This window comes from Paracoccus sp. PAR01 (assembly GCF_014851995.1).
In the GTDB taxonomy this organism is placed as follows: domain Bacteria; phylum Pseudomonadota; class Alphaproteobacteria; order Rhodobacterales; family Rhodobacteraceae; genus Paracoccus; species Paracoccus litorisediminis.
Genome location: NZ_JACVAW010000002.1, coordinates 205294 through 225222 on the forward strand (window position 1 = coordinate 205294; position 19929 = coordinate 225222).

Here is a 19929-nt window from a genome sequence, read left to right on the forward strand (position 1 = left end):
GGCGCGCCCTTTTTCATGACCGGATGAAACCACTCAGGTTTCGCGGGTAAAGCTGATGTTGTCCACGTCGTCGGTCACGGTATCCTTCAGGATCGCCAGAACCTCACCGTTCACGACGATCTGGACGTCATCGCCATCCTGCACCATATCGTATTCCTCCTCGCCGTCATAATCGGCGGGCAGGGTGATGCTGATGCTGTCCGAGCTGCCATAGATGATGGTGGTCGCACCGCCCGCATCGCTGCGCAGGACGATCTGGTCATCACCGTCACCGCCCGAGACGATGTCATTCGCCCCGGCATGGATGGTGTCGTCGCCTTCACCGCCCAGCAGCGTATCCTGCGCGTCCGGCTCCGAGGCATCGGCCGACAGGATCAGGTCGTCGCCATCCTCGCCATCGATATAGACGGTGCCGCCATGATCCTCGATCCGGTCATCGCCTTCACCGCCGGTGATCGAATGATTGCCGCTATTGGTGATGATCGTGTCATCGCCTTCACCGCCGTCAATCGTGTCATTACCCTCAACGGTGCCCGGGTCCACCGCGCCATAGACGTCGTCGTCGTAGCCCAGATAGATCTCGTCATCCCCGGCATCGGCGCTGACCGTATCGTCGCCATAGCCGGTCCAGATCGCGTCATCGCCACCGCCGCCCGAGACGGAGTCATTCCCTTCGAAGGACTGGATGGCGTCGTCGCCATCACCCGCGGCGATGGTGTCATCGTCCTCGGTTCCCTCGGTCAGCTCGCGCCCGCCGAACGGATCGTCCGCAGGTGCCTCTGGCGGATGGTCGTCGTCATTGCTGGAAATAAGCGAGCCAAGCCCGGCAATGCCCAGCACCCCCAGCAAAAGGAAAATGGTCTGGTTCATCCCTGTCCTCCAAAGTCACCGGACGGCACGATAAACCGTCGCCCCCCGCCGCGGCAAGCAAACCGCGATCTTCTTTCTTGCCGAAATATCCCGCAGGGGGAGTCCATCGGGAACCGATGGACGGGGGACGCGAAGTCCCCCTGCCCGACCACGCCTCAATGACCCAGAATTTGGCTCAGGAACAGCTTGGTTCTTTCGGATTTCGGATTGTTGAAGAACTCCTTGGGCGTGTTCTGTTCGACGATCTGGCCCTGATCCATAAAGATGACGCGATGCGCCACGGCCTGCGCAAAACCCATCTCATGGGTCACGCACAGCATGGTCATGCCGTCCTCGGCCAGTTCGATCATCGTATCCAGCACCTCCTTGATCATCTCGGGGTCAAGCGCACTGGTCGGCTCATCGAACAGCATGATCCGCGGCCGCATGCACAGCGAACGCGCGATAGCCACCCGCTGCTGCTGACCGCCCGACAACTGGCCGGGATATTTCAGCGCCTGTTCGGGAATCTTGACCTTTTCCAGGAAATGCATCGCGGTTTCCTCGGCCTCGCGCTTGGGAACCTTGCGCACCCAGATCGGCGCCAGCGTACAGTTTTCCAGAATGGTCAGATGCGGGAACAGGTTGAAATGCTGGAACACCATCCCGACCTCCGAGCGCACCTTGTCGATGTTCTTCAGGTCATTGGTCAGTTCGGTGCCGTCGACGATGATACGGCCGGCCTGATGCTCCTCCAACCGGTTGATGCAGCGGATCAGCGTCGATTTGCCTGATCCCGAGGGCCCGGCAATGACGATCCGCTCACCCCGGCTGACATTCAGGTCGATATCGCGCAGCACATGGAAGGTGCCGTACCACTTGTTCAGCTTGGCGATCTCGATCGCGGTCTCGCCAAGTTTCGGTTGGGTCTGGGTTTGTGTGGCCATGACATGCTCCTCAGCGGTGGTCGCGCTTCAGGCGGCGTTCCAGATGCATGGAATAACGCGACATGCCGAAGCAGAGGATGAAGAAGATCGAGCCGACAAAGATGTAAGGCTCCCAATAGGCGCCCTTCCATTCGAAGCTCGCGCGGATGGTGTCGGACATGGCCTTCAGCGGATCGAACAACCCGACAAAGACAACCAGCGTGGTGTCCTTGAACATGCCGATGAAGGTCGAGACGATGCCGGGGATCGAGATCTTCAGCGCCTGCGGCAGGATCACCAGCCGCTGCGCCTTCCAGTAATCCAGCCCCAACGCGTCGGCGGCCTCGTATTGGCCCTTGGGCAGCGCCGCCAGACCGCCGCGGATCACTTCGGCCATATAGGCCGAGGCGAACAGCGTCACCATGATGATCACCCGCAGGATGATGTCGAAATTCGTGCCCGGCGGCAGGAAGTAGTTCAGCAGCAAGGAGGCCACGAACAGCAGCGTGATCAGCGGCACGCCGCGGATGAACTCGATGAAGAGCACCGCCATCATCTTGATGACCGGCAGATCAGAACGCCGCGCCAGTGCAAGGATGATCCCCAGAGGCAGTGACAGGGCGATGCCCGCGACGCCGATGGTGATCGACAGGACGAAACCGCCGAACTGGTCCGAGGTGACCGGCGTCAGCCGCATCGGCAGCACGGTGGCGATGCCGCGCGCGACAATATCCGACAGTGCCAGCCACCAGAACGCCGCAACCAGAACGGCAGCAGCAAAGGCGAACATGCCGTAGGCCGACAGCGCCCGCCAGACAAAGAAGCCGATGACGAAACCGGCCAGCGCCATTGCCGGCTCCCACAGGGTTCCACCCCATAGCAGCCAGGTCGCAAGGAAGGGATAGATCAGCGTTGCCAGCAGCGCCCAGTCGCGGCGGGCCTCGATCAGCGCGACCCATGCCAGCAGCAGCACCGCCATCGCGCCCAGCTCGACCCCGTTCGCCCCCAGCACCGCCGAGATCAGAAAGGTCAGCACTGCGGCAAGCCCGATGACAATGCGTCGGGCGCGTGGGTTGTCGGCGAACAGGACGGGTGCCAGGGCCAGAAACAGCGAACCAAAGGCCAGAACCGGCCGCCAGTACAGATCGACCGGGTAGAAGCCAAAGACGAACTGGTTCCAGCGATGCTTGATCACGGCAAAGCAGGCCCCCGAGGCGTCGGGTCCATGCGCCGCCGCGATGATCTGGCGGCATTCGGCCATGCTGTTCGCATTCCAGACCGAATGTGACAGCCACGGCCAGAGCGTGCTGAACAGCAGCCACAGGATGCCCAGACCCAGCAGGGTCAGGGCAATGTTCAGCGGCCCCGAGAACAGGTTCTCGCGCAGCCACAGGATTGCGCCGGAAGCCCGCGTCGGCGGCGGTTCGGGCGGCAGCATGCTGTCGCGGACAAAGGCGACGGATTGGGTCTGGCTCATCTCACCGCTCCTTCAGCTTGACGCGACTGTTGAAGACGTTCATCCCGCCCGAAATGATCAGGCTCAGCAGCAGATAGATGCCCATCATCAGGACCATGGCTTCCATCTCGCGCCCGGTCTGGTTCAGCGTCGTGCCGCCCAGCGTGCCGCGCAGGTCCATGTAGCCGACCGCGATGGCCAGCGAGCTGTTCTTGGTCAGGTTCAGATATTGCGAGATCAGCGGCGGGATGATCACCCGCAGCGCCTGCGGCAGGACCACAAGGCTCATGGTGCGGCGCGGGCGCAGACCCAGCGCATAGGCGGCCTCGGTCTGGCCCTTGCTGACCGACATGATGCCGGCGCGGACGATCTCGGCGATGAAGGCCCCGGTATAAAGCGTCAGTGCCAGCCACAGCACGACAAAGGCGTTGTCCAGATTCAGGCCTTCGGCAAAGTTGAAGCCCTTGAGCACCGGCGGGACCAGATGCAGGCCGAAATACCAGGTCAGCAGCGCCACCGGCACCAGATACAGCGCCAGAGAGATCCACAGGGTGGACGGACGCCGACCGGTCGCATCCTGAATGCGCTTGGCGCGCTTGCGCAGCAGGCGATGGGCGACATAGGCCGCAGCCAGCACCACGGCATAGGCGATCAGCGCCCAGCTGATCCCCTCGCGCCCCAGCGCGATCACGCCGGGCGGGTTGCTCATGCCGATCGAGGGCACGGCGGTATAGCGGTTGGTCGGCGCGATCATGTCGAACATGACCATGCTGGCCGCCGGATTCTCACCGCGATAGGCATTGGGCGGCGGCATCGTTTCGGTGAAAATCGCAAGGATCACCAAAATCCACAGCAGCAGCGGGATATTGCGGAAGACCTCGACATAGACGGTCATCAGCCGCGCGATCAGCCAGTTGTTGGACAGACGCAGCACGCCCACCACAACGCCCACCACCGTCGCCGAGATGCAGCCAAGGATCGACACCTGCAGCGTGTTCAGCAGGCCGACAATGGTCGCGCGCAGATGGGTGTCGTCAGAGGTATAGGGGATCAATTGCTGCGGAATGTCATATCCCGCCCGCCTGAAAAGAAAGTCGAAGCTGAGTGTCTTGCCCATGATGGCAAGGTTGCGAAGCGTGTTGTCGATCAGCCAGCTTGCCAGAAGCATGACCCCGATGAACACGACTGCCTGAATGGTCAGTGACCGATAGCGGCGGTCGTAAATCAGCATCGACAGGCGGAAAGGCGGCGAGGCCGCGCCTGGATAGTCTACCATATTGTAACCCCTGTTGGCCGGCGGTCGGGTCTATTGCCCGTGTTCTTTCCGGCGCGTGGCAGAACGGGCGGGGTTTTGCCCCGCCCGTCCAAGGTCTCAGCGATTACCGGAAGGGCATCGCATACATCAGGCCGCCCTGGGTCCATTGCGCGTTCAGACCGCGGGCCAGACCGATCGGGGTCTGTTCGCCGATGGTCGCGGCAAAGATCTCGCCGTAGTTGCCCTGCGCCTTGATCGCGCGCTTGGCCCATTCGGCGTCCAGACCCAGCATCTTGCCCAGGTCATCCGAGCTGCCCAGAAGACGCTGGACCTCGGGGTTCTGCGAGGATTTCGCCAGCTCGTCGATATTGGCCGAGGTCACGCCATATTCCTCGGCGGCCAGCAGCGCATAAAGCGTCCAGCGGGCAATATCGCCCCAGTTGTTGTCGCCATGGCGAACGGCCGGCCCAAGCGGTTCCTTGGAGATGATCTCGGGCAGGATGATGTGGTTCTCGGGATCGGCAAAGGCCGCGCGCGTCGCCGCAAGGCCCGAAGCGTCGGTTGTGTAGGCGTCGCAGGCGGCAGCCATGTATTGCTGTTCGCCTTCGGCGTTGCTGTCGATGTTGACCGGCTGATAGGTCATGTTGTTGGCCTTGAAGTAATCGGCCAGGTTCAGCTCGGTCGTGGTGCCGGTCTGGATGCAGATGGTGGCACCATCCAGCTCCTTGGCCGAGGACACGCCCAGATCCTTGCGAACCATGAAGCCCTGACCGTCGTAATAGTTCACGCCGATGAAATCGAGCTTCAGGTCGGTATCGCGCTGGAAGGTCCAGGTCGAGTTGCGCGCCAGCAGGTCGATCTCGCCCGAGGACAGGGCGGTAAACCGGGTCTGGCCGGTGGTCGGCACGTATTTCACCTTGGTCGCGTCACCCAGAACGGCGGCGGCGACAGCCTTGCAGAAAGCGACGTCAAAGCCGGTCCAGTTGCCATTCGCATCCGGAGCGGCAAAGCCGACGAGGCCGGTGTTCACACCGCAGTTCAGCACGCCGCGGGCTTTAACCTCTTTCAGCGTGTCGCCTTCAGCGGCCATGGCACCGGTCGCAGCAAGCGCGAGGGCGGTGACAGAACCGAAGAGCGCAGTTTTCTTCATGGGGTTCCTCTCTGTTGGTCTTCCGACCCTGAACGGGCCGTGTGGAAGCTAGGGCCGTAGGCTAGCCCGTTTGAGCCAGGGGGCAATTGGACTGCCCCCATAAGCGGCATTGTGCCGATGAAGTTCCCTGCGTCAAGAATTAGGGAAAGGCTGTCAGACGGATCTGCTGAGTTTCCAGAAACGCTCGGCATTCAGCATCTGCTCAAGTCGCGCGACAGCGGCCTCATCGGCCTCATCGTCGCGACCCCAGTTTTCTGCTTGAAATTCCTCATCAATCCGGGAAAGCGCATGCGATATTTCGGCATCCAGACGCCCCCGGATCACCGCCAGTCCTAGGATCAACGAGCCGGGAAGCGTGACCAGATCGTGCAGCGCGGTCAGGCCAAAGACATCCAGCGCCAAGACCTCTGCCCGCAATTTCAGCAAGGACGACTCATCCTGCGGCACGGGCAGGACTCCGTGCGTGATGCGCAGTGGTGCCCTAAGTTCGGTCGCGGCCCAGTCAATCAACGGGTCCCAGCCCTCGGCCTGCGCGCGGATCAGTCGGTCGGGCGCGTCGGCGCGATAGGACAGCAGATCTGTGCCGCCATATTCGGCAAGCATCAGGGCCACCGCTTCGAATTGCGGCGTGACGCGCTCGACGGCGGAATTCGCGGCGCGGGTCAGCGGCATGCTGTTCGGATCGATGATTTCGGACTGAGCGTCCCATTCGACGGCGATCGCTTGGGCCAGACCGGGCGTCGGCAGGATCAGGGGCAACTTGCCCGGGGTGCGCACGGGGCGTTCGTCCAGCGTGACTTCCCAGCCGCCATCGGCTTCACGGGTTGCCGCGGCCGTCCAGAATCGCCGGGCCTTCCATTCGCTGCTCATGTCGTCTTTTCCTTCGGGACCCAGTCCAGCAGGGCCTGCGTCAATGTCGGATAATCGGGGGCGACCAGTGCCGCCCCTGCCCCATGCAGTTCCGCCGAGGGGTGATAGCCCCAGTCGACGCCAAAGCCGGTCACACCCGCGGCGCGGGCCATTTCCATGTCGAATGTGGTGTCGCCCACCATGACCGCCTGCCACGCCTCCAGCCCGGCATCGAACAGCGCGCTTTCCAGCATCGCCGGATGCGGCTTCGAGGGGTGCCCGTCCGCCGTCTGCCGGGTAAAGAAGCGCCGCGCCAGACCATGCGCCTCAAGCACCGCCATCAGCCCACGCATCGGCTTGCCGGTGGCAATGCCCAGCAGCACGTCCTCCTGCGCCGACAGCGCGTCCAGACAGTCCAGCGCGCCGGGATAAAGTGGCGGCACCACCCCCCGCGCCCGCGAGGCGATAAACGCGTCGCGATAGCCGGTGACGACACGCTCATGCAGCACGGGCGAGGCCTCGGGCAACAGATGCGCGACAGCGATGGGCAGGGACAGACCGACGATGGACAGGATTGCGGCCGAGGCCATTTCGGGCAGTCCCGCGTCGCGCAGGCCAAGGTTCATTGCCTCGGTGATCTCGTGCTGGCTGTTGACCAGCGTGCCATCGACGTCAAAGACGACCAGACGCATCATTCCTCCGCGAAGGGATCTTCGGGCACGTCGTTTTCATGCCAGCCAAAGGTCTTCCACGTCCGGGCCATGTGATCGGGCAACGGCGCGGTGATGGTGATCAGCTTCTTGGTGATCGGATGCTCAAAGCGGATCATGCGGGCGTGCAGATGCAGCTTGCGACTGATCTCTCCGCCCAGTTGCGCGCCCCAGCCATCGCCAAGGTTTTCCTGCCCCGAGCCGCCATATTTGCCGTCGCCGACGATGGGATGGCCCATTTCCGACATATGGGCGCGCAGCTGGTGGGTGCGACCGGTCACCGGGACCATGGCGACCCAAGAAACGCGGCTGCCAAGCGCCTCAAGCACGGCGTAATCGGTATGGGCGCGCTTGGCACCCTCGGTTTCGGCGACCTGGCTGGGATGGACGGCGACCATCTTTTCGCCCTCGCCCATGCGGCCACGACCCGGCGCCTTGACCAGACCGTATTTGATCGAGCCCATGCGCGGATGCGGCACGCCAGCGACGGCGGCCCAGTAGATCTTGCGGGTCAGGCGGTGACGGAACCCTTCGGACAGCGCGCGCGCCACCCGGTCGGTGCGCGCCAGCAGCAGCACGCCCGAGGTGTCCTTGTCCAGCCGATGGACCAGCTTCGGGCGGTCCTTGAAGCCGAACATCAGCGCCTCGGTCAGCCCGTCCACATGCCGGTCGCCCTGCCCCGAGCCACCCTGCGAGGGCAGGCCCGGCGGCTTGTTCAGCGCGATGATATGCTCATCCCGCCACAAGACGCAGGACTGGATCATCTCGGCATCGGATTGCTTGATGCCATTGCGCTTGGTCACGACCGGAGCGGCAGCATCCGGCAGCGGCGGCACGCGCACCTCTTGGCCCACCTCGATCCGGCTGTTGGCCTTGACCCGCCCGCCATCGACACGCAGCTGCCCGGTCCGGCACATCTTTTCGACCGCGCCCTGCGTGAGCTGCGGAAACTTCTTCTTCAACCAGCGATCGATACGCTGATCGCCCTCATCCGCAGTGACGCGGATGGTCTGAACACCACTCATACGAATAACCCCCGGCCCATGGCCAATCCGGCGAAGACCGCCAGAAGTGAAATCACGACGGAAGCCAGCACATAGCCTGCGGCGGTCAGAACCGCGCCGCGCTCCCACAGTACCATCGTGTCCAGCGCAAAGGCCGAAAACGTGGTGAAGCCGCCCAGCACCCCGGTCAGCAGCAGGGGCGCATAATGCTGCCCTCCGCGCCCGGCGATGGCTGCGGCAAGAATGCCCATGACGAAGCAGCCGACGATATTCACCGTCAGCGTTCCCAATGGGAAACCGGCGCTGATCCGCGCCGCCATGATGTTGACGCCGTAACGCGCCATCGACCCCAGGGCGCCACCTACTGCGACCTGAAGGAATGCATGGTTCATGTCTTGCCCTCTGTGCGCCGCTTTTGACGGAGGCTGGCGAACCATTCAACGCGCTTTTTCAGTTCCCGCTCGAATCCACGCTCGACCGGCAGGTAAAGGACGGGACGTTTCATGCCGTCGGGGAAATAGTTCTGCCCCGAGAAGCCGTCCTCGGCATCGTGGTCATATTGGTAACCCGCGCCATAGCCCTGTTCCTTCATCAGCCCGGTCGGCGCGTTCAGGATATGGGCAGGCGGCATCTGGCTGCCCGAGCGCCGCGCCAGATCGCGCGCGCCCTTATAGGCGGCGTAGCCCGCGTTCGATTTCGGCGCGAGCGCCAGATAGATCACCGCCTGTGCCAGCGCCAATTCGCCCTCGGGACTGCCAAGACGTTCGTAAAGTGCCCAGGCATCCAGGCAATGACGCTGCGCAGCAGGGTCGGCCAGCCCGATATCCTCGACAGCCATGCGGGTGATGCGCCGGGCCAGATAGCGCGGGTCCTCGCCGCCTTCCAGCATGCGCGAGAACCAGTAAAGCGCCGCGTCGGGATCGCTGCCGCGCACCGATTTGTGCAGGGCCGAGATCAGATTGTAATGTTCATCCCCAGACTTGTCGTATTTCGCCGCGCGCCGCATCAGGCGCTGGGACAGCTGGTCGATGTCAAGCTGGCCGGTCACGCGCCACGCCATGACCTGCTCAATCAGGTTCAGACCGGCGCGGCCATCGCCATCGGCCATTTCCAGCAGCCGGTCGCGCGCCTGAGGGGTCAGCGGTAAGGCGCGGCCCAGTTCCTGCTCGGCCCGCTGTGCGAGGCGTTCCAGATCCGCCAGATCGAGTCGCTCAAGGACGATCACCTGCGCGCGGGACAGCAGCGCGGCGTTCAGCTCAAAGCTGGGATTTTCGGTGGTGGCCCCGACCAAAACGATGGTGCCGTCCTCCATATGCGGCAGAAAGCTGTCCTGTTGCGCCTTGTTGAAACGGTGGATCTCATCCACGAACAGCAACGTGCCGCGCCCTTGCTGACGACGCAGTCGGGCGGCGTCAAAGACCTTGCGCAGTTCCGGCACGCCCGAGAAAATCGCCGAGATCTGGACAAAGGCCAGCTCGGTCTCCAGCGCCAGCAACCGGGCGATGGTGGTCTTGCCCACACCCGGCGGCCCCCATAGGATCAGCGAAGACAGGCTGCCCGCCGCCAGCATCGCGCCCAGCGGACCGTCAGGGCCAAGCACCTTTTCCTGACCGACGACATCGGTCAGCCGGGCCGGCCGGATGCGGTCTGCCAGAGGGCGGTTAGCCTCATGCGGGTGAGCGTCGCTTGCGGACGCGTTATCGAAAAGATCTGCCATGCGGGGGGCATGTTACGCCGAGGGCAATGCGCGCGAAAGGCCCCCTCCGCCGGCTCATGCGATCAATGCAGCTTGGTGGCGAGATTGATCGAGACACATTGGAAATGACCGTCATCGATCCAGATCACCGGCCCCATTGCATGCGCATCCAGTCCACAGGGACGCAGCCAGCGCGGCCAGGTCGCCGCAACCAGGCAGACCAGTTTGGTCGCGCCCAGTTCGCGTGCCGAATTGGTCATCTCATGGACAAGATTCATATGGACGCGACGGCGGTCACGCTGCGGCGTGTTGTGATCGACGAACAGCCGGCTCGCTTCCCAGGTCGTCGCTTCAACCGGGGCGGTGTCTTCCAGCAGGTTGCGCGGAATCGAGCCACCCAGCAGGTCCAGCTGCGCGTCGCGGATCATGTAGGAATACATGCCGCAGCGTGCCGTGGTCGGCGTCAGACGCACGCCAGCCAGCACATTGCCTCTTTCGTGAATTGCGACCCAACGGCTCATCGGAGTGTCGTACTGGTCGAATTCCATGTCGTCGGTCTGGGGCAGATCCCAGCGCTTCTGGACGATGAAGCTCTGTTTCCGCGCCCGGAAGATATTTGCAAAAAGCTCGCCGTGGTTGTGGATGTTGGCGAACGAAAGCGTGGTGGTCTGCATTGATAATCTCCTGGGGTTGTGGTGGGTGTTGGCCCCCAGGGTGATAACCGTTCAAAAGGCGGACCGTTTCCTTTACAGCAAGCGGTAATCCTTGGCCCTTTGCAGCGCCTCGGCGGTGGTGCGCGCCATGAGACGTTCGCGCGCGGAGATGAGACGAGCCTTGAATGCGCTCTCCGTGATGCCAAGTTTTGCCGCCGCCGCTGCGTGCCGATCTCCTTCTGCGATACACCGAAGGGCCTCCTGCTGAGCCTTGGTCAGGCTTTCCGGCGGCTCCGTTATATCATGGAGACGCCGAACCGTGGCCGAGATCACTTCGATCTCGTCATCCGTGAATTCCCGTTTGTCATGGGCAAAACAGCAAATCGTGCGCGATTTGATCGGGCCATGCGCGACGGCCAGACCGTATTTCAGCCCATGATCCGCCGCGTCCTGCAGAAGCGAGAACGGGTCCGGGATGGGCAGCACACTCCAGCGACAGGCGCCGGTCGTCGAAAAGCCCCAGGCAATCGTGGGATCGCGCAAAGCATAGGCCCGTTCCGCGTAACGCAGCGACCATTCTTTGTTATAGGTCTGAAACTGCATCAGGGGTGCAGCAAACCGAATGTGCAGGCCGACGAAGTAGCCGGCCGGGGCAAGCTTCTTGAGCTTGGCGAGTGCTGCGTTGATATCCGCGCGAGACGACATGACTAATTCGACAGATTGCGATTTCTATGAGTTCCGCCTGAAATTGGCATGTGGGTCAATCTATTCAAGCAAATCCCGCATTCAATCGGTGTTTTTCTTACGCCATCTTTCAGCGCCAGAACATTTCCAGGCTTCGGGGCTTCGAGGCCAAGCAAACAGCCCCTGACCCCGAAGCCGAATTTACCTGCAATCGCAAACAGATAGATAAACTGTTCGCAGATCGGCAGCTTTCAGCGCACGGTTGAGATCAGCGACAATTTCGCAAGCTCATGTTGCAGAAAGCCCGCAACCCAATAAAGGGTTACGGGCATAAATTCTTGATAACCCTAAGAAAGGGTTATGAAATCATACTTCTTCAGCAGCCGATTCGGCTTCCAGGCGAGCGCGGTCAGCCGCACCCTTGGCGCTGGTGTCGCGGTCGACCAGCTCGATGATCGCCATCGGGGCCATGTCGCCATAACGGAAGCCGGCTTTCAGGATGCGAACGTAGCCGCCCTGACGGTCTTTGTAGCGAACGCCGAGGATCTCGAACAGCTTCGCGACGTGCTGGTCTTGCTTCAGCTGCGCATCGGCCTGACGGCGGGCATGCAGGTCGCCGCGCTTCGCCAGGGTGATCAGTTTTTCAACGATCGGGCGAAGTTCTTTGGCTTTCGGCAGGGTCGTTTTGATCTGTTCGTGCTCGATCAGCGAGCCAGCCATGTTGGCGAAGAGCGCCTTGCGGTGCTCATGGGTACGGTTCAGACGGCGGTAACCGCGGGCGTGACGCATGATAATCTCCTATGACGTCTTTTACTTTGTCCGGCGACCCTGCGTTGGGCCGCTCTCCTTGGGGCGGAATGCCCAGTCGTGCGGGGGCGACGAGCGCCCCCGAAAGCGATCAGAACTGGTCGTCGAAGCGTTTTGCAACGTCTTCGATGTTTTCCGGCGGCCAGTCGACGACATCCATGCCCAGATGCAGGCCCATGCCCGAGAGCACTTCTTTGATCTCGTTCAGCGACTTGCGGCCGAAGTTCGGGGTGCGGAGCATCTCGGCTTCGGTTTTCTGGATCAGGTCGCCGATATAGACGATGTTGTCGTTCTTCAGGCAGTTTGCCGAACGGACCGAGAGTTCCAGCTCGTCGACCTTCTTGAGAAGGCGCGGATCGAATTCCAGACCATCGTCGGCATCCGAACGGGTCGCGGCTTCGGGCTCTTCGAAGTTCACGAAGACCGAAAGCTGGTCCTGAACGATGCGCGCGGCATAGGCCACGGCGTCTTCCGGGGTCAGCGAACCGTCGGTTTCAACCTTCATCGTCAGCTTGTCGTAGTCGAGAACCTGACCTTCGCGGGTCGGCGTGACTTCGTAGCTGACGCGTTTCACCGGCGAGAAGATCGCGTCGATCGGGATCAGACCGATGGGCGCATCTTCGGGACGGTTTTTGTCCGCGGCGACATAGCCCTTGCCGGTCGCAACCGTCAGTTCCATGTGCAACTCGGCGCCGTCGTCCAGATGGCAGATGACATGGTCGCGGTTCAGGATATAGATCCCGGCCGTTTCCTGGATGTCGCCAGCCTTGACTTCGCCCGGACCCTTGGCCGAGAGCGTCAGACGCTTGGGCGCATCGACTTCCATCTTCAGGGTCACGCCCTTCAGGTTCAGGACGATATCGGTCACGTCTTCACGCACGCCGGGAACCGACGAGAATTCGTGCAGGACGTTGTCGATCTGGACCGAAGTAATGGCCGCACCCTGAAGCGAGGACAGCAGGACGCGACGCAGCGCGTTGCCCAGCGTCAGACCAAAGCCGCGCTCGAGCGGTTCGGCGATGACGGTGGCGACGCGGGTCGAATCAGCGCCCGGCTTGATTTCAAGCTGGGTCGGCTTGATCAGTTCAGCCCAATTCTTGTGGATCATGCGTGTGCCTCCATACCTGTTTCCGATCCATGACCGTGATCGGAAACGCCCGAGGTTGAATGCGAAAATCGCGTTCCGCGCCAAAACCTGGCGCGGAACGCGTCATCACAAGTCCGAATTAGACGCGGCGACGCTTCGGCGGGCGGCAGCCGTTGTGCGCGATCGGCGAAACGTCACGGATGGCCGTGATGTTGAAACCGACGGCAGCCAGCGCGCGCAGAGCCGATTCGCGGCCCGAGCCGGGGCCCTGAACTTCGACTTCCAGCGTACGGACGCCGTGTTCCTGGGCTTTCTTGCCAGCGTCTTCAGCAGCCATCTGGGCAGCGTAAGGGGTCGATTTGCGCGAGCCCTTGAAGCCCATGGTGCCAGCCGACGACCACGAGATCGCGTTGCCTTGCACGTCCGAGATCAGGATCTTGGTGTTGTTGAAGGACGAGTTCACATGCGCCACACCAGTGGCGATGTTTTTACGTTCCTTGCGCTTAATGCGGGTTTTATCGCGTGCCATTGATCAGCCCCCTTATTTCTTCTTGCCAGCGATCGGCTTCGCCGGGCCCTTGCGGGTGCGAGCATTGGTATGGGTGCGCTGACCGCGGACCGGAAGGCCACGACGGTGACGCAGACCACGGTAGGAACCCAGGTCCATCAGGCGCTTGATGTTCATCTGCGTCTCACGGCGCAGGTCGCCTTCGACGGTCAGGTTGGCATCGATATATTCACGGATCTGCAGAACTTCGGCATCCGAGAGTTCGTTCACGCGACGGGTCGCGTCGATACCCACGGCCGAGATGATCTCGTCCGCAAATTTCGGGCCAATCCCGTGGATATAGGTCAGAGCGATCGGGACGCGTTTCCCGGTCGGAATGTTGACGCCAGCAATACGAGCCACGCGTTTTTCCTTTTCACGTTGCGGTTCCGTAGCACCGGAACCTTTTTTCACAACCAAAGACCCGAAAGCCCAGCCTTCGGGTCTTGAAGCCGACACCTGGAAGTCAGGTGATTCTCATGCGAGATGCTGCGGATTAAGGGATTCGCAGGCTTTCGTCAAGCCTTGGACCCATTCAGCACCTGTGCGACCTCGGCCGCCACCACCTCGATCTCGGCCAGGCCATCCACGGGGTGAAGGTTCCCCTTGGCATAGTAGTAGCCGATCAGCGGCGAGGTCTTCTTGTAGTATTCCATCAGCCGGGTCTTGAGGCTGTCGGCATTGTCGTCGGCGCGGCGACGCAGATCGGTCGAGCCGCAGACATCGCAGGTACCCTCGACCTTGGTCGGCTTGGTCACGTCATGATAGACTTCGCCGCAATTGCCGCAGGTGAAGCGCCCGGAAATACGCGAGACCAGAGCCGCGTCATCGACGCGCATCTCGATCACGGCGTCGATATCCTGACCTTCTTCCTTCATCAGACCTTCCAGCGCGTCGGCCTGAGCCAGCGTGCGCGGGAAGCCGTCAAAGATGAAACCCTTGCCGCCCTGATCCAGCTTTTCCTTGATCAGGCCGATGACGATCTCATCGGTGACAAGCTCGCCCCGGTCCATGACCTGTGCCACGCGCTGCCCCATCTCGGTGCCCGAACTGCGGGCCTCGCGCAGCATGTCGCCGGTCGAAAGTTGCACCAGACCGCGCTCTTCGATCAGCCGCCGCGCCTGAGTGCCTTTGCCGGCCCCCGGGGGGCCGAGCAGAATGATATTGGTCGCCATATTGTCCCTCTTCCGCCCGTTCAGGGCCTCTCCCTATCAACGACGGGCGGGTGCCTTGCGAGGACGCGGCGCCCCCGGCTTGCGTTTCCCGCGCAGCTGCGATTTCTCGATCAAACCTTCGTATTGGTGAGCAAGCAAGTGGCTTTGGACCTGATTGATCGTGTCCATGACAACACTGACGACGATCAGCACGGAAGTCCCACCAAAGTAGAAGGGGATCGCCAGCTGGTGACGGATCACCTCGGGCAGCATGCAGACCGCCGCCAGATAGGCCGAGCCGACGACCAGCACGCGGCTGACGACATAGGACAGGTAGTCCTCGGTGCGCTTGCCCGGACGGATGCCGGGGATGAAGCCGCCCTGATTCTTCAGGTTCTCGGCCACGTCATCCGTCTTGAAGCTGACGTTGAACGTATAGAAATACGCAAAGAACACGATCATCGCGACGAAGAACAGCAGGTAAAGCGGCTGCCCCGGGCCGAAATAGGCCAGGATCGTCGACATGATCGGACCGGTCTGGTTGCCCGAGAAGGTCGAGATCGTCACCGGCAGCAGCAGCAGCGAGCTGGCAAAGATCGCCGGGATCACGCCTGCGGGGTTGACCTTGATCGGCAGGTGCGAGGACTGGCCGTCATAGATCTTCATCCCGACCTGACGGCGCGGATACTGGATGTGGATCTTGCGCAAGGCGCGTTCCATGAACACGACAAAGGCAATGACCGCGATCACCATCACGATCACCCCCAGAATCACCGGGGTCGAGACGGCGCCCGAACGGCCCTGCGCCAGGAACTGCGCCAGGTGGCCGGGGATCTCGGCGACGATGCCGACGAAGATGATCAGCGAGATGCCGTTGCCGATGCCACGGGCGGTGATCTGCTCACCCACCCACATCAGGAACATGGTGCCGCCAACCAAGGTGATGACCACCGAGGCGCGGAAGAACATGCCCGGCTCATGCGCGAGGTTGCCATGCTCAAGGCTGACCGCCAGACCCCAGGCCTGGAACAGCGCCAGCGCCACGGTGGCATAGCGGGTATATTGGTTGATTTTCTTGCGGCCGTTCTCGCCCTCTTTCTTGAGTTGCTCAAGAGCGGGGACCATCGAGGCCAGCAGCTGGACGATGATCGAGGCCGAGATGTAGGGCATGATGCCAAGCGCAAAGACGCCCATCCGCCCCAGCGCACCGCCGGTGAACATCGACAGGATGCCACCAAGGCCGGCTTGTGCCTGGTCCATGAAGTTGCGCAGCGCCGCGCCGTCGATCCCAGGCACCGGAATATAGGTGCCAAGGCGGTAGATGATGAGAAGTCCGAGCGTGAACCAGATCCTCTGGCGCAGCTCGGTAGCTTTGCCGAGCGCACCCCATGACAGGTTCGCGGCCATCTGTTCTGCGGCTGACGCCATACGTATGCCCCTTCATGGCAGCGCCGCCGGATCGTTTCCCGATCCCGCGGCGCCTGGAAAACTTGACAGCTATGTATTGGGCGCGAGCGCGCCCTTCAACAGCTTATTCGGCCGCGGCTTCTTCTTTGACCGGACGCGTGACGGTGATCTTGCCACCGATCTTCTCGATCGCCTCGACAGCGGCTTTCGACGCACCGGCAACGGTCAGGTTCAGAGCGGCTTTCAGCTCGCCTTGGGCCAGAACGCGCACGCCGTCCAGTTTGCGGCGGATGACGCCGGCAGCAACCAGGACTTCAGCGGTGATGTCAGCCTTGGCATCCAGACGGCCGGCATCGACGAAGGTCTGCAGCTGGCCCAGGTTGACCACAGCGAATTCCAGACGATTCGGCTTGCTGAAGCCACGCTTCGGCAGGCGGCGGTACAGCGGCATTTGGCCGCCTTCGTAACCGTTCAGCGCAACGCCCGAACGCGAGGTCTGACCTTTGATACCACGGCCAGCGGTCTTACCCTTGCCCGAGCCGGGACCACGGGCAACGCGTTTTTTCTTGCGCGAGGAACCTTCGTTATCGCGAAGTTCGTGAAGTTTCATATCGCTTCTCCTACAGCCGGAAGCGCCCCATGAAGCGAAGGGGGCGGACACGGCATTTCTTGCTTGTTGAGTCGATGCCCGCGAGGGCACCGGCGGTTCCTATATGAAGGCAGCCACCCGGTCAAGTTTCGCGTTCGACCTTGACCGGACCGGTCACGACCGCACGCCGATCTCCATCTGAGGTTCGGGCCGATGCAGTCTGTGCAACCGCCGCCCCAGCGGCTTTTCGACCAGACTGCAGGCCAATCCCCCTGCCAGCAAGGTGATCGCGGCAGCAAGAAGCGCCACCACATCGCTCGGCAGTGCGACGAATTTCTGGATAACCCGAAAAGCCACAGGAATCGTAAAGACCTGGATCAGGTAGATCGAATAGGATGCGGCCCCCAGGAACATCACCGCCCTGCCCCGCAGCTGCGGCAGATACACCAGACCAGCGACAATCAGCACTGCCGGCACACCATATGCGACAGGACGAGGTAACTCTGCTACCTGGAACAGAGCCGCCCCAATCAACATGGCCATCCCAATGATAATGAAAAGCGATGGGAACGGCAGCTTCCACCCGCGCAGGTAGAATAGTCCTATTCCCATTCCATAAACGAATTCGACCGAAACCCATTCGATCCATCCCGAGGCGCTCAGCAGGGAAAATGACGCCAACACCGGAATCCAAGTTAATTCCAATGGCAGCAGCGAAAAGCTGAATGCAAAAAAGATATAGAACAGCCACTCATATTCCAGCGTCCATCCTACATATACGACCGGAAACCCCTCTCCCGACAGCCAGTTCACAAAGAACAACGAGGTGAGGGTCTTGGACGCGGAAAAGCTGCTGTTGCTGAAAAGCTGCGGCAAGGCCAGCAGCAGACCAGTCAGCAGCAGGGTCAGAATCCAGTACATCGGAACAATGCGAATCGCCCGCTCCAGCAAGAACTGACCGAGGCTGCGCCGGGTTCGCGCCTGCGACAGCACCATGACAAATCCGGAAATGACGAAGAAAATATCGACGCCCGATTCGCCCCATTTAATGAAATGCGCGAGAAACGATGTCGAGCGCCCCTCATTCTGGGCGGTCCAGGCGACGTGAAACAAAACAACAAGCGTAGCAGCGGCAAAGCGCAGAATCTGGATATTACCAAGCACGCTACAGACCTTTGGACACTGAAAACAGGTACTCAATACTAAGGCTTCTGCCAACTTAGCTTACTCGAAGGCGAGAATGAGGCAAGGAGAACAGAACGTTTTGAGATCTGCCTTTATACTGTCCTTATGAATAGGCGGAAAAATTAGAAGATACCTCGCCGATCTGACCCAGCGCGAGTCTCATCGACCTGTTCCACCTATTATGGCGTATCTGACGGCGGCAAAGGTATCATCCCAGCCAGATGTCGCCCGCGTCAGAACTCCAGCCACGTCCCGATCTTGAACGCCTGCTGATCTGGACCAGACAAGGGCGTGATCGCTCCTAGTTCGATCTTGGCGGGGCCGATCAGGTCATGGACAATTGTCGTCGCCAGCTTGCTGGAGAAGCCGGTATCCTCGCGCTGCTCCAGCCGTAACTGATTGATGAACATCATCGATTCGGTGGCATGCAGGCCCACGGTCAGATCGGCCTTGGTCGTCACCTCGGGCGTCAGATAGCTGAACTCGCTGGGCGAAAGCCCTGCGAAATCCTCAGGGTTCGTCATCGAGCCGGCGACCTTCAACCGGGTTTCCAGCGCCAGCCAGCCGCCTTCAAGGATGCCCTGAAACCCACGCCCCCAATCCGCACCGGCCTGAGCCATCGGCAAAACCATGCCCTCGCGTGAGACCATGCCCAGTCCCAGAGATAGCGCGAAGCGGTTCTCGCCGATGGGCTCAAGGCCATGCTGCAGCCAGAAGATCGCGCTGGTCTCGCCGACATTGGTGTAGCCCAGTTCAAAGCCCAGCGTTTCACGTGCGGTCAGGCCATATTCGCCGTAAAGCCCGGTATAGCTGTTGCCGTCGCGGTCCCGCTCATCCGAAAGCGACAGGAACATCCCCTTTTCGGCCCGCGCCCAAGGACCGGCAGCCGCCGGGCCGCCCAGACATAACAGCAGAATCAGCAGACTGACACGCCGCATGGGCTTGCTCCTTGGCGCGGGATCGGACCCGGCGAAGGTAGCCTCAGATTGGTTAGCAAATGGTTAAGCCAGCCGGTCGGACAAAGGAAAACGCCCCGGAGAAGCTCCGGGGCGTTTCCTAACTCAAAGCGTGCTGAAATCAGCCGCGCTCTTCGATGATGACAACCAGATGCGGGATCTTGTTGACCATGCCGCGCACGGCCGGGGTATCTTCCAGCTCGCGGGTGCGGTTCATCTTGTTCAGGCCCAGGCCTTTCAGCGTCTCGCGCTGGACGGCCGGACGGCGGATCGGCGAGCCGATCTGCTTGACGACGATGGTTTTAGCCATGGTGTCTCTCCTTACGCTTCGACAGCGGCGTCAGCCGGCTTGTCGTTCGACGGCAGGATCTCGGCCACTTTCTTGCCACGGCGCTGAGCGACGTTGCGCGGCGAGGATTCTTTTTTCAGACCGTCGATGGTGGCGCGGATCATGTTGTAGGGGTTCTGCGAGCCTTGCGACTTCGCAACAACGTCCTGAACGCCCAGCATCTCGAAGACAGCGCGCATCGGACCACCGGCGATGATACCGGTACCCGGAACGGCAGTCCGCATGATCACTTTACCGGCGCCGTGACGGCCTTCGATATCGTGGTGCAGGGTGCGGCCGTCGCGCAGCGGGACGCGAACCAGCGAGCGTTTCGCCTGTTCGGTGGCCTTGCGGATCGCCTCGGGGACCTCTTTGGCCTTGCCCTTGCCGAAGCCGACACGACCACGCTGATCGCCGACAACCACCAGAGCGGCGAAGCCGAAGCGCTTACCACCCTTGACGGTTTTCGACACGCGGTTGATCGCGACCAGACGATCGGCGAATTCCGGGGTCTCTTCGCGCTCTTCGCGGCGACCCCGACGGTTTTCACGTTCTGCCATATGGCATTCCTTTAAAACTGGCGCGCGATCGCGCCGTTAAATCCGATCCTGGTGGGCCAATGCCAAGGCAAAGGCCC

Annotated in this window: 23 protein-coding genes; all 23 read right to left on the reverse strand. The window is 61.6% G+C overall.

Annotated features, from left to right (window positions below; all coding sequences use genetic code 11):
• Positions 1-33: 33 nt before the first annotated feature.
• The 23 genes from IB235_RS06070 to rpsE all read right to left on the reverse strand — a co-directional run bounded on the left by IB235_RS06070 (position 34) and on the right by rpsE (position 19852).
• Positions 34-870, reverse strand: a complete 837-nt coding sequence (locus IB235_RS06070; RefSeq protein WP_192336064.1) for a calcium-binding protein — start codon at positions 868-870, stop codon at positions 34-36.
• 155 nt (positions 871-1025) lie between these two features.
• Positions 1026-1796 carry an amino acid ABC transporter ATP-binding protein gene (locus tag IB235_RS06075; RefSeq protein ID WP_155038710.1) on the reverse strand — a complete coding sequence of 257 codons (771 nt, stop codon included), beginning with the start codon at positions 1794-1796 and terminating at the stop codon, positions 1026-1028.
• Between the two features lie 10 nt (positions 1797-1806).
• Positions 1807-3252, reverse strand: a complete 1446-nt coding sequence (locus IB235_RS06080) for an amino acid ABC transporter permease (RefSeq protein ID WP_192336065.1) — start codon at positions 3250-3252, stop codon at positions 1807-1809.
• Position 3253: 1 nt separating this feature from the next.
• Positions 3254-4507, reverse strand: a complete 1254-nt coding sequence (locus tag IB235_RS06085) for an amino acid ABC transporter permease (protein WP_155038712.1) — start codon at positions 4505-4507, stop codon at positions 3254-3256.
• A 103-nt stretch (positions 4508-4610) separates the two neighbouring features.
• Positions 4611-5636, reverse strand: coding sequence for an amino acid ABC transporter substrate-binding protein (locus IB235_RS06090; RefSeq protein ID WP_155038713.1), 1026 nt, complete (start codon positions 5634-5636; stop codon positions 4611-4613).
• Between the two features lie 153 nt (positions 5637-5789).
• Positions 5790-6506, reverse strand: coding sequence for an ATP12 family chaperone protein (locus IB235_RS06095; protein ID WP_192336066.1), 717 nt, complete (start codon positions 6504-6506; stop codon positions 5790-5792).
• Entirely contained in the window at positions 6503-7177 is a 675-nt protein-coding gene (locus IB235_RS06100; RefSeq protein ID WP_192336067.1) for an HAD-IA family hydrolase, read from the reverse strand. The genes IB235_RS06095 and IB235_RS06100 overlap by 4 nt, the downstream gene beginning before the upstream one ends.
• The gene (locus IB235_RS06105) at positions 7177-8220 is read right to left on the reverse strand and encodes an RluA family pseudouridine synthase (RefSeq protein WP_155038716.1); all 1044 of its coding nucleotides are present in this window, start codon (positions 8218-8220) and stop codon (positions 7177-7179) included. The genes IB235_RS06100 and IB235_RS06105 overlap by 1 nt, the downstream gene beginning before the upstream one ends.
• Positions 8217-8591 (reverse strand): fluoride efflux transporter CrcB, encoded by a 375-nt coding sequence (crcB, locus tag IB235_RS06110; protein WP_155038717.1) that lies wholly within the window; start codon positions 8589-8591, stop codon positions 8217-8219. The genes IB235_RS06105 and crcB overlap by 4 nt, the downstream gene beginning before the upstream one ends.
• The gene (locus IB235_RS06115; RefSeq protein WP_192336068.1) at positions 8588-9916 is read right to left on the reverse strand and encodes a replication-associated recombination protein A; all 1329 of its coding nucleotides are present in this window, start codon (positions 9914-9916) and stop codon (positions 8588-8590) included. Before IB235_RS06115 ends, crcB begins: the two co-directional genes overlap by 4 nt.
• 62 nt (positions 9917-9978) lie before the next feature.
• Positions 9979-10569, reverse strand: coding sequence for an acyl-homoserine-lactone synthase (locus tag IB235_RS06120; protein WP_155038720.1), 591 nt, complete (start codon positions 10567-10569; stop codon positions 9979-9981).
• Positions 10570-10641: 72 nt separating this feature from the next.
• A complete protein-coding gene (locus IB235_RS06125; protein ID WP_155038721.1) occupies positions 10642-11253 on the reverse strand; it encodes an autoinducer binding domain-containing protein in 612 nt (203 codons plus the stop codon).
• A 345-nt stretch (positions 11254-11598) separates the two neighbouring features.
• Positions 11599-12021 carry a 50S ribosomal protein L17 gene (gene rplQ, locus IB235_RS06130; protein ID WP_192336069.1) on the reverse strand — a complete coding sequence of 141 codons (423 nt, stop codon included), beginning with the start codon at positions 12019-12021 and terminating at the stop codon, positions 11599-11601.
• A gap of 109 nt (positions 12022-12130) precedes the next feature.
• Complete coding sequence (locus tag IB235_RS06135) at positions 12131-13147, reverse strand: DNA-directed RNA polymerase subunit alpha (RefSeq protein ID WP_155038723.1); 1017 nt, start codon at positions 13145-13147, stop codon at positions 12131-12133.
• A gap of 118 nt (positions 13148-13265) precedes the next feature.
• On the reverse strand, positions 13266-13655 hold the full coding sequence (gene rpsK / locus IB235_RS06140; RefSeq protein ID WP_155038725.1) for a 30S ribosomal protein S11: 390 nt from the start codon (positions 13653-13655) through the stop codon (positions 13266-13268).
• 12 nt (positions 13656-13667) lie between these two features.
• Positions 13668-14036, reverse strand: a complete 369-nt coding sequence (gene rpsM, locus IB235_RS06145; protein ID WP_192336070.1) for a 30S ribosomal protein S13 — start codon at positions 14034-14036, stop codon at positions 13668-13670.
• A 155-nt stretch (positions 14037-14191) separates the two neighbouring features.
• Complete coding sequence (locus tag IB235_RS06150) at positions 14192-14848, reverse strand: adenylate kinase (protein WP_155038727.1); 657 nt, start codon at positions 14846-14848, stop codon at positions 14192-14194.
• 36 nt (positions 14849-14884) lie between these two features.
• Positions 14885-16255: a preprotein translocase subunit SecY gene (gene secY / locus IB235_RS06155; RefSeq protein ID WP_155038728.1), complete on the reverse strand. Its 1371-nt coding sequence runs from the start codon at positions 16253-16255 to the stop codon at positions 14885-14887.
• A 103-nt stretch (positions 16256-16358) separates the two neighbouring features.
• Positions 16359-16844 carry a 50S ribosomal protein L15 gene (gene rplO, locus IB235_RS06160; protein WP_155038730.1) on the reverse strand — a complete coding sequence of 162 codons (486 nt, stop codon included), beginning with the start codon at positions 16842-16844 and terminating at the stop codon, positions 16359-16361.
• A 153-nt stretch (positions 16845-16997) separates the two neighbouring features.
• The gene (locus IB235_RS06165) at positions 16998-17987 is read right to left on the reverse strand and encodes an acyltransferase (RefSeq protein WP_192336071.1); all 990 of its coding nucleotides are present in this window, start codon (positions 17985-17987) and stop codon (positions 16998-17000) included.
• Between the two features lie 254 nt (positions 17988-18241).
• The gene (locus IB235_RS06170; RefSeq protein ID WP_192336072.1) at positions 18242-18946 is read right to left on the reverse strand and encodes a hypothetical protein; all 705 of its coding nucleotides are present in this window, start codon (positions 18944-18946) and stop codon (positions 18242-18244) included.
• 139 nt (positions 18947-19085) lie between these two features.
• Positions 19086-19274 (reverse strand): 50S ribosomal protein L30, encoded by a 189-nt coding sequence (gene rpmD, locus IB235_RS06175; RefSeq protein ID WP_134680220.1) that lies wholly within the window; start codon positions 19272-19274, stop codon positions 19086-19088.
• Between the two features lie 11 nt (positions 19275-19285).
• Positions 19286-19852, reverse strand: coding sequence for a 30S ribosomal protein S5 (gene rpsE / locus IB235_RS06180; RefSeq protein ID WP_134680219.1), 567 nt, complete (start codon positions 19850-19852; stop codon positions 19286-19288).
• Between the last annotated feature and the right edge of the window lie 77 nt (positions 19853-19929).

Bases quoted from the DNA above. Each gene is read 5' to 3' on its own strand.
- IB235_RS06070 (WP_192336064.1), bottom strand. From the start codon at position 870: ATGAACCAGACCATTTTCCTTTTGCTGGGGGTGCTGGGCATTGCCGGG.
- IB235_RS06075 (WP_155038710.1), bottom strand. From the start codon at position 1,796: ATGGCCACACAAACCCAGACCCAACCGAAACTTGGCGAGACCGCGATC.
- IB235_RS06080 (WP_192336065.1), bottom strand. From the start codon at position 3,252: ATGAGCCAGACCCAATCCGTCGCCTTTGTCCGCGACAGCATGCTGCCG.
- IB235_RS06085 (WP_155038712.1), bottom strand. From the start codon at position 4,507: ATGGTAGACTATCCAGGCGCGGCCTCGCCGCCTTTCCGCCTGTCGATG.
- IB235_RS06090 (WP_155038713.1), bottom strand. From the start codon at position 5,636: ATGAAGAAAACTGCGCTCTTCGGTTCTGTCACCGCCCTCGCGCTTGCT.
- IB235_RS06095 (WP_192336066.1), bottom strand. From the start codon at position 6,506: ATGAGCAGCGAATGGAAGGCCCGGCGATTCTGGACGGCCGCGGCAACC.
- IB235_RS06100 (WP_192336067.1), bottom strand. From the start codon at position 7,177: ATGCGTCTGGTCGTCTTTGACGTCGATGGCACGCTGGTCAACAGCCAG.
- IB235_RS06105 (WP_155038716.1), bottom strand. From the start codon at position 8,220: ATGAGTGGTGTTCAGACCATCCGCGTCACTGCGGATGAGGGCGATCAG.
- crcB (WP_155038717.1), bottom strand. From the start codon at position 8,591: ATGAACCATGCATTCCTTCAGGTCGCAGTAGGTGGCGCCCTGGGGTCG.
- IB235_RS06115 (WP_192336068.1), bottom strand. From the start codon at position 9,916: ATGGCAGATCTTTTCGATAACGCGTCCGCAAGCGACGCTCACCCGCAT.
- IB235_RS06120 (WP_155038720.1), bottom strand. From the start codon at position 10,569: ATGCAGACCACCACGCTTTCGTTCGCCAACATCCACAACCACGGCGAG.
- IB235_RS06125 (WP_155038721.1), bottom strand. From the start codon at position 11,253: ATGTCGTCTCGCGCGGATATCAACGCAGCACTCGCCAAGCTCAAGAAG.
- rplQ (WP_192336069.1), bottom strand. From the start codon at position 12,021: ATGCGTCACGCCCGCGGTTACCGCCGTCTGAACCGTACCCATGAGCAC.
- IB235_RS06135 (WP_155038723.1), bottom strand. From the start codon at position 13,147: ATGATCCACAAGAATTGGGCTGAACTGATCAAGCCGACCCAGCTTGAA.
- rpsK (WP_155038725.1), bottom strand. From the start codon at position 13,655: ATGGCACGCGATAAAACCCGCATTAAGCGCAAGGAACGTAAAAACATC.
- IB235_RS06150 (WP_155038727.1), bottom strand. From the start codon at position 14,848: ATGGCGACCAATATCATTCTGCTCGGCCCCCCGGGGGCCGGCAAAGGC.
- secY (WP_155038728.1), bottom strand. From the start codon at position 16,255: ATGGCGTCAGCCGCAGAACAGATGGCCGCGAACCTGTCATGGGGTGCG.
- rplO (WP_155038730.1), bottom strand. From the start codon at position 16,844: ATGAAACTTCACGAACTTCGCGATAACGAAGGTTCCTCGCGCAAGAAA.
- IB235_RS06170 (WP_192336072.1), bottom strand. From the start codon at position 18,946: ATGCGGCGTGTCAGTCTGCTGATTCTGCTGTTATGTCTGGGCGGCCCG.
- rpmD (WP_134680220.1), bottom strand. From the start codon at position 19,274: ATGGCTAAAACCATCGTCGTCAAGCAGATCGGCTCGCCGATCCGCCGT.
- rpsE (WP_134680219.1), bottom strand. From the start codon at position 19,852: ATGGCAGAACGTGAAAACCGTCGGGGTCGCCGCGAAGAGCGCGAAGAG.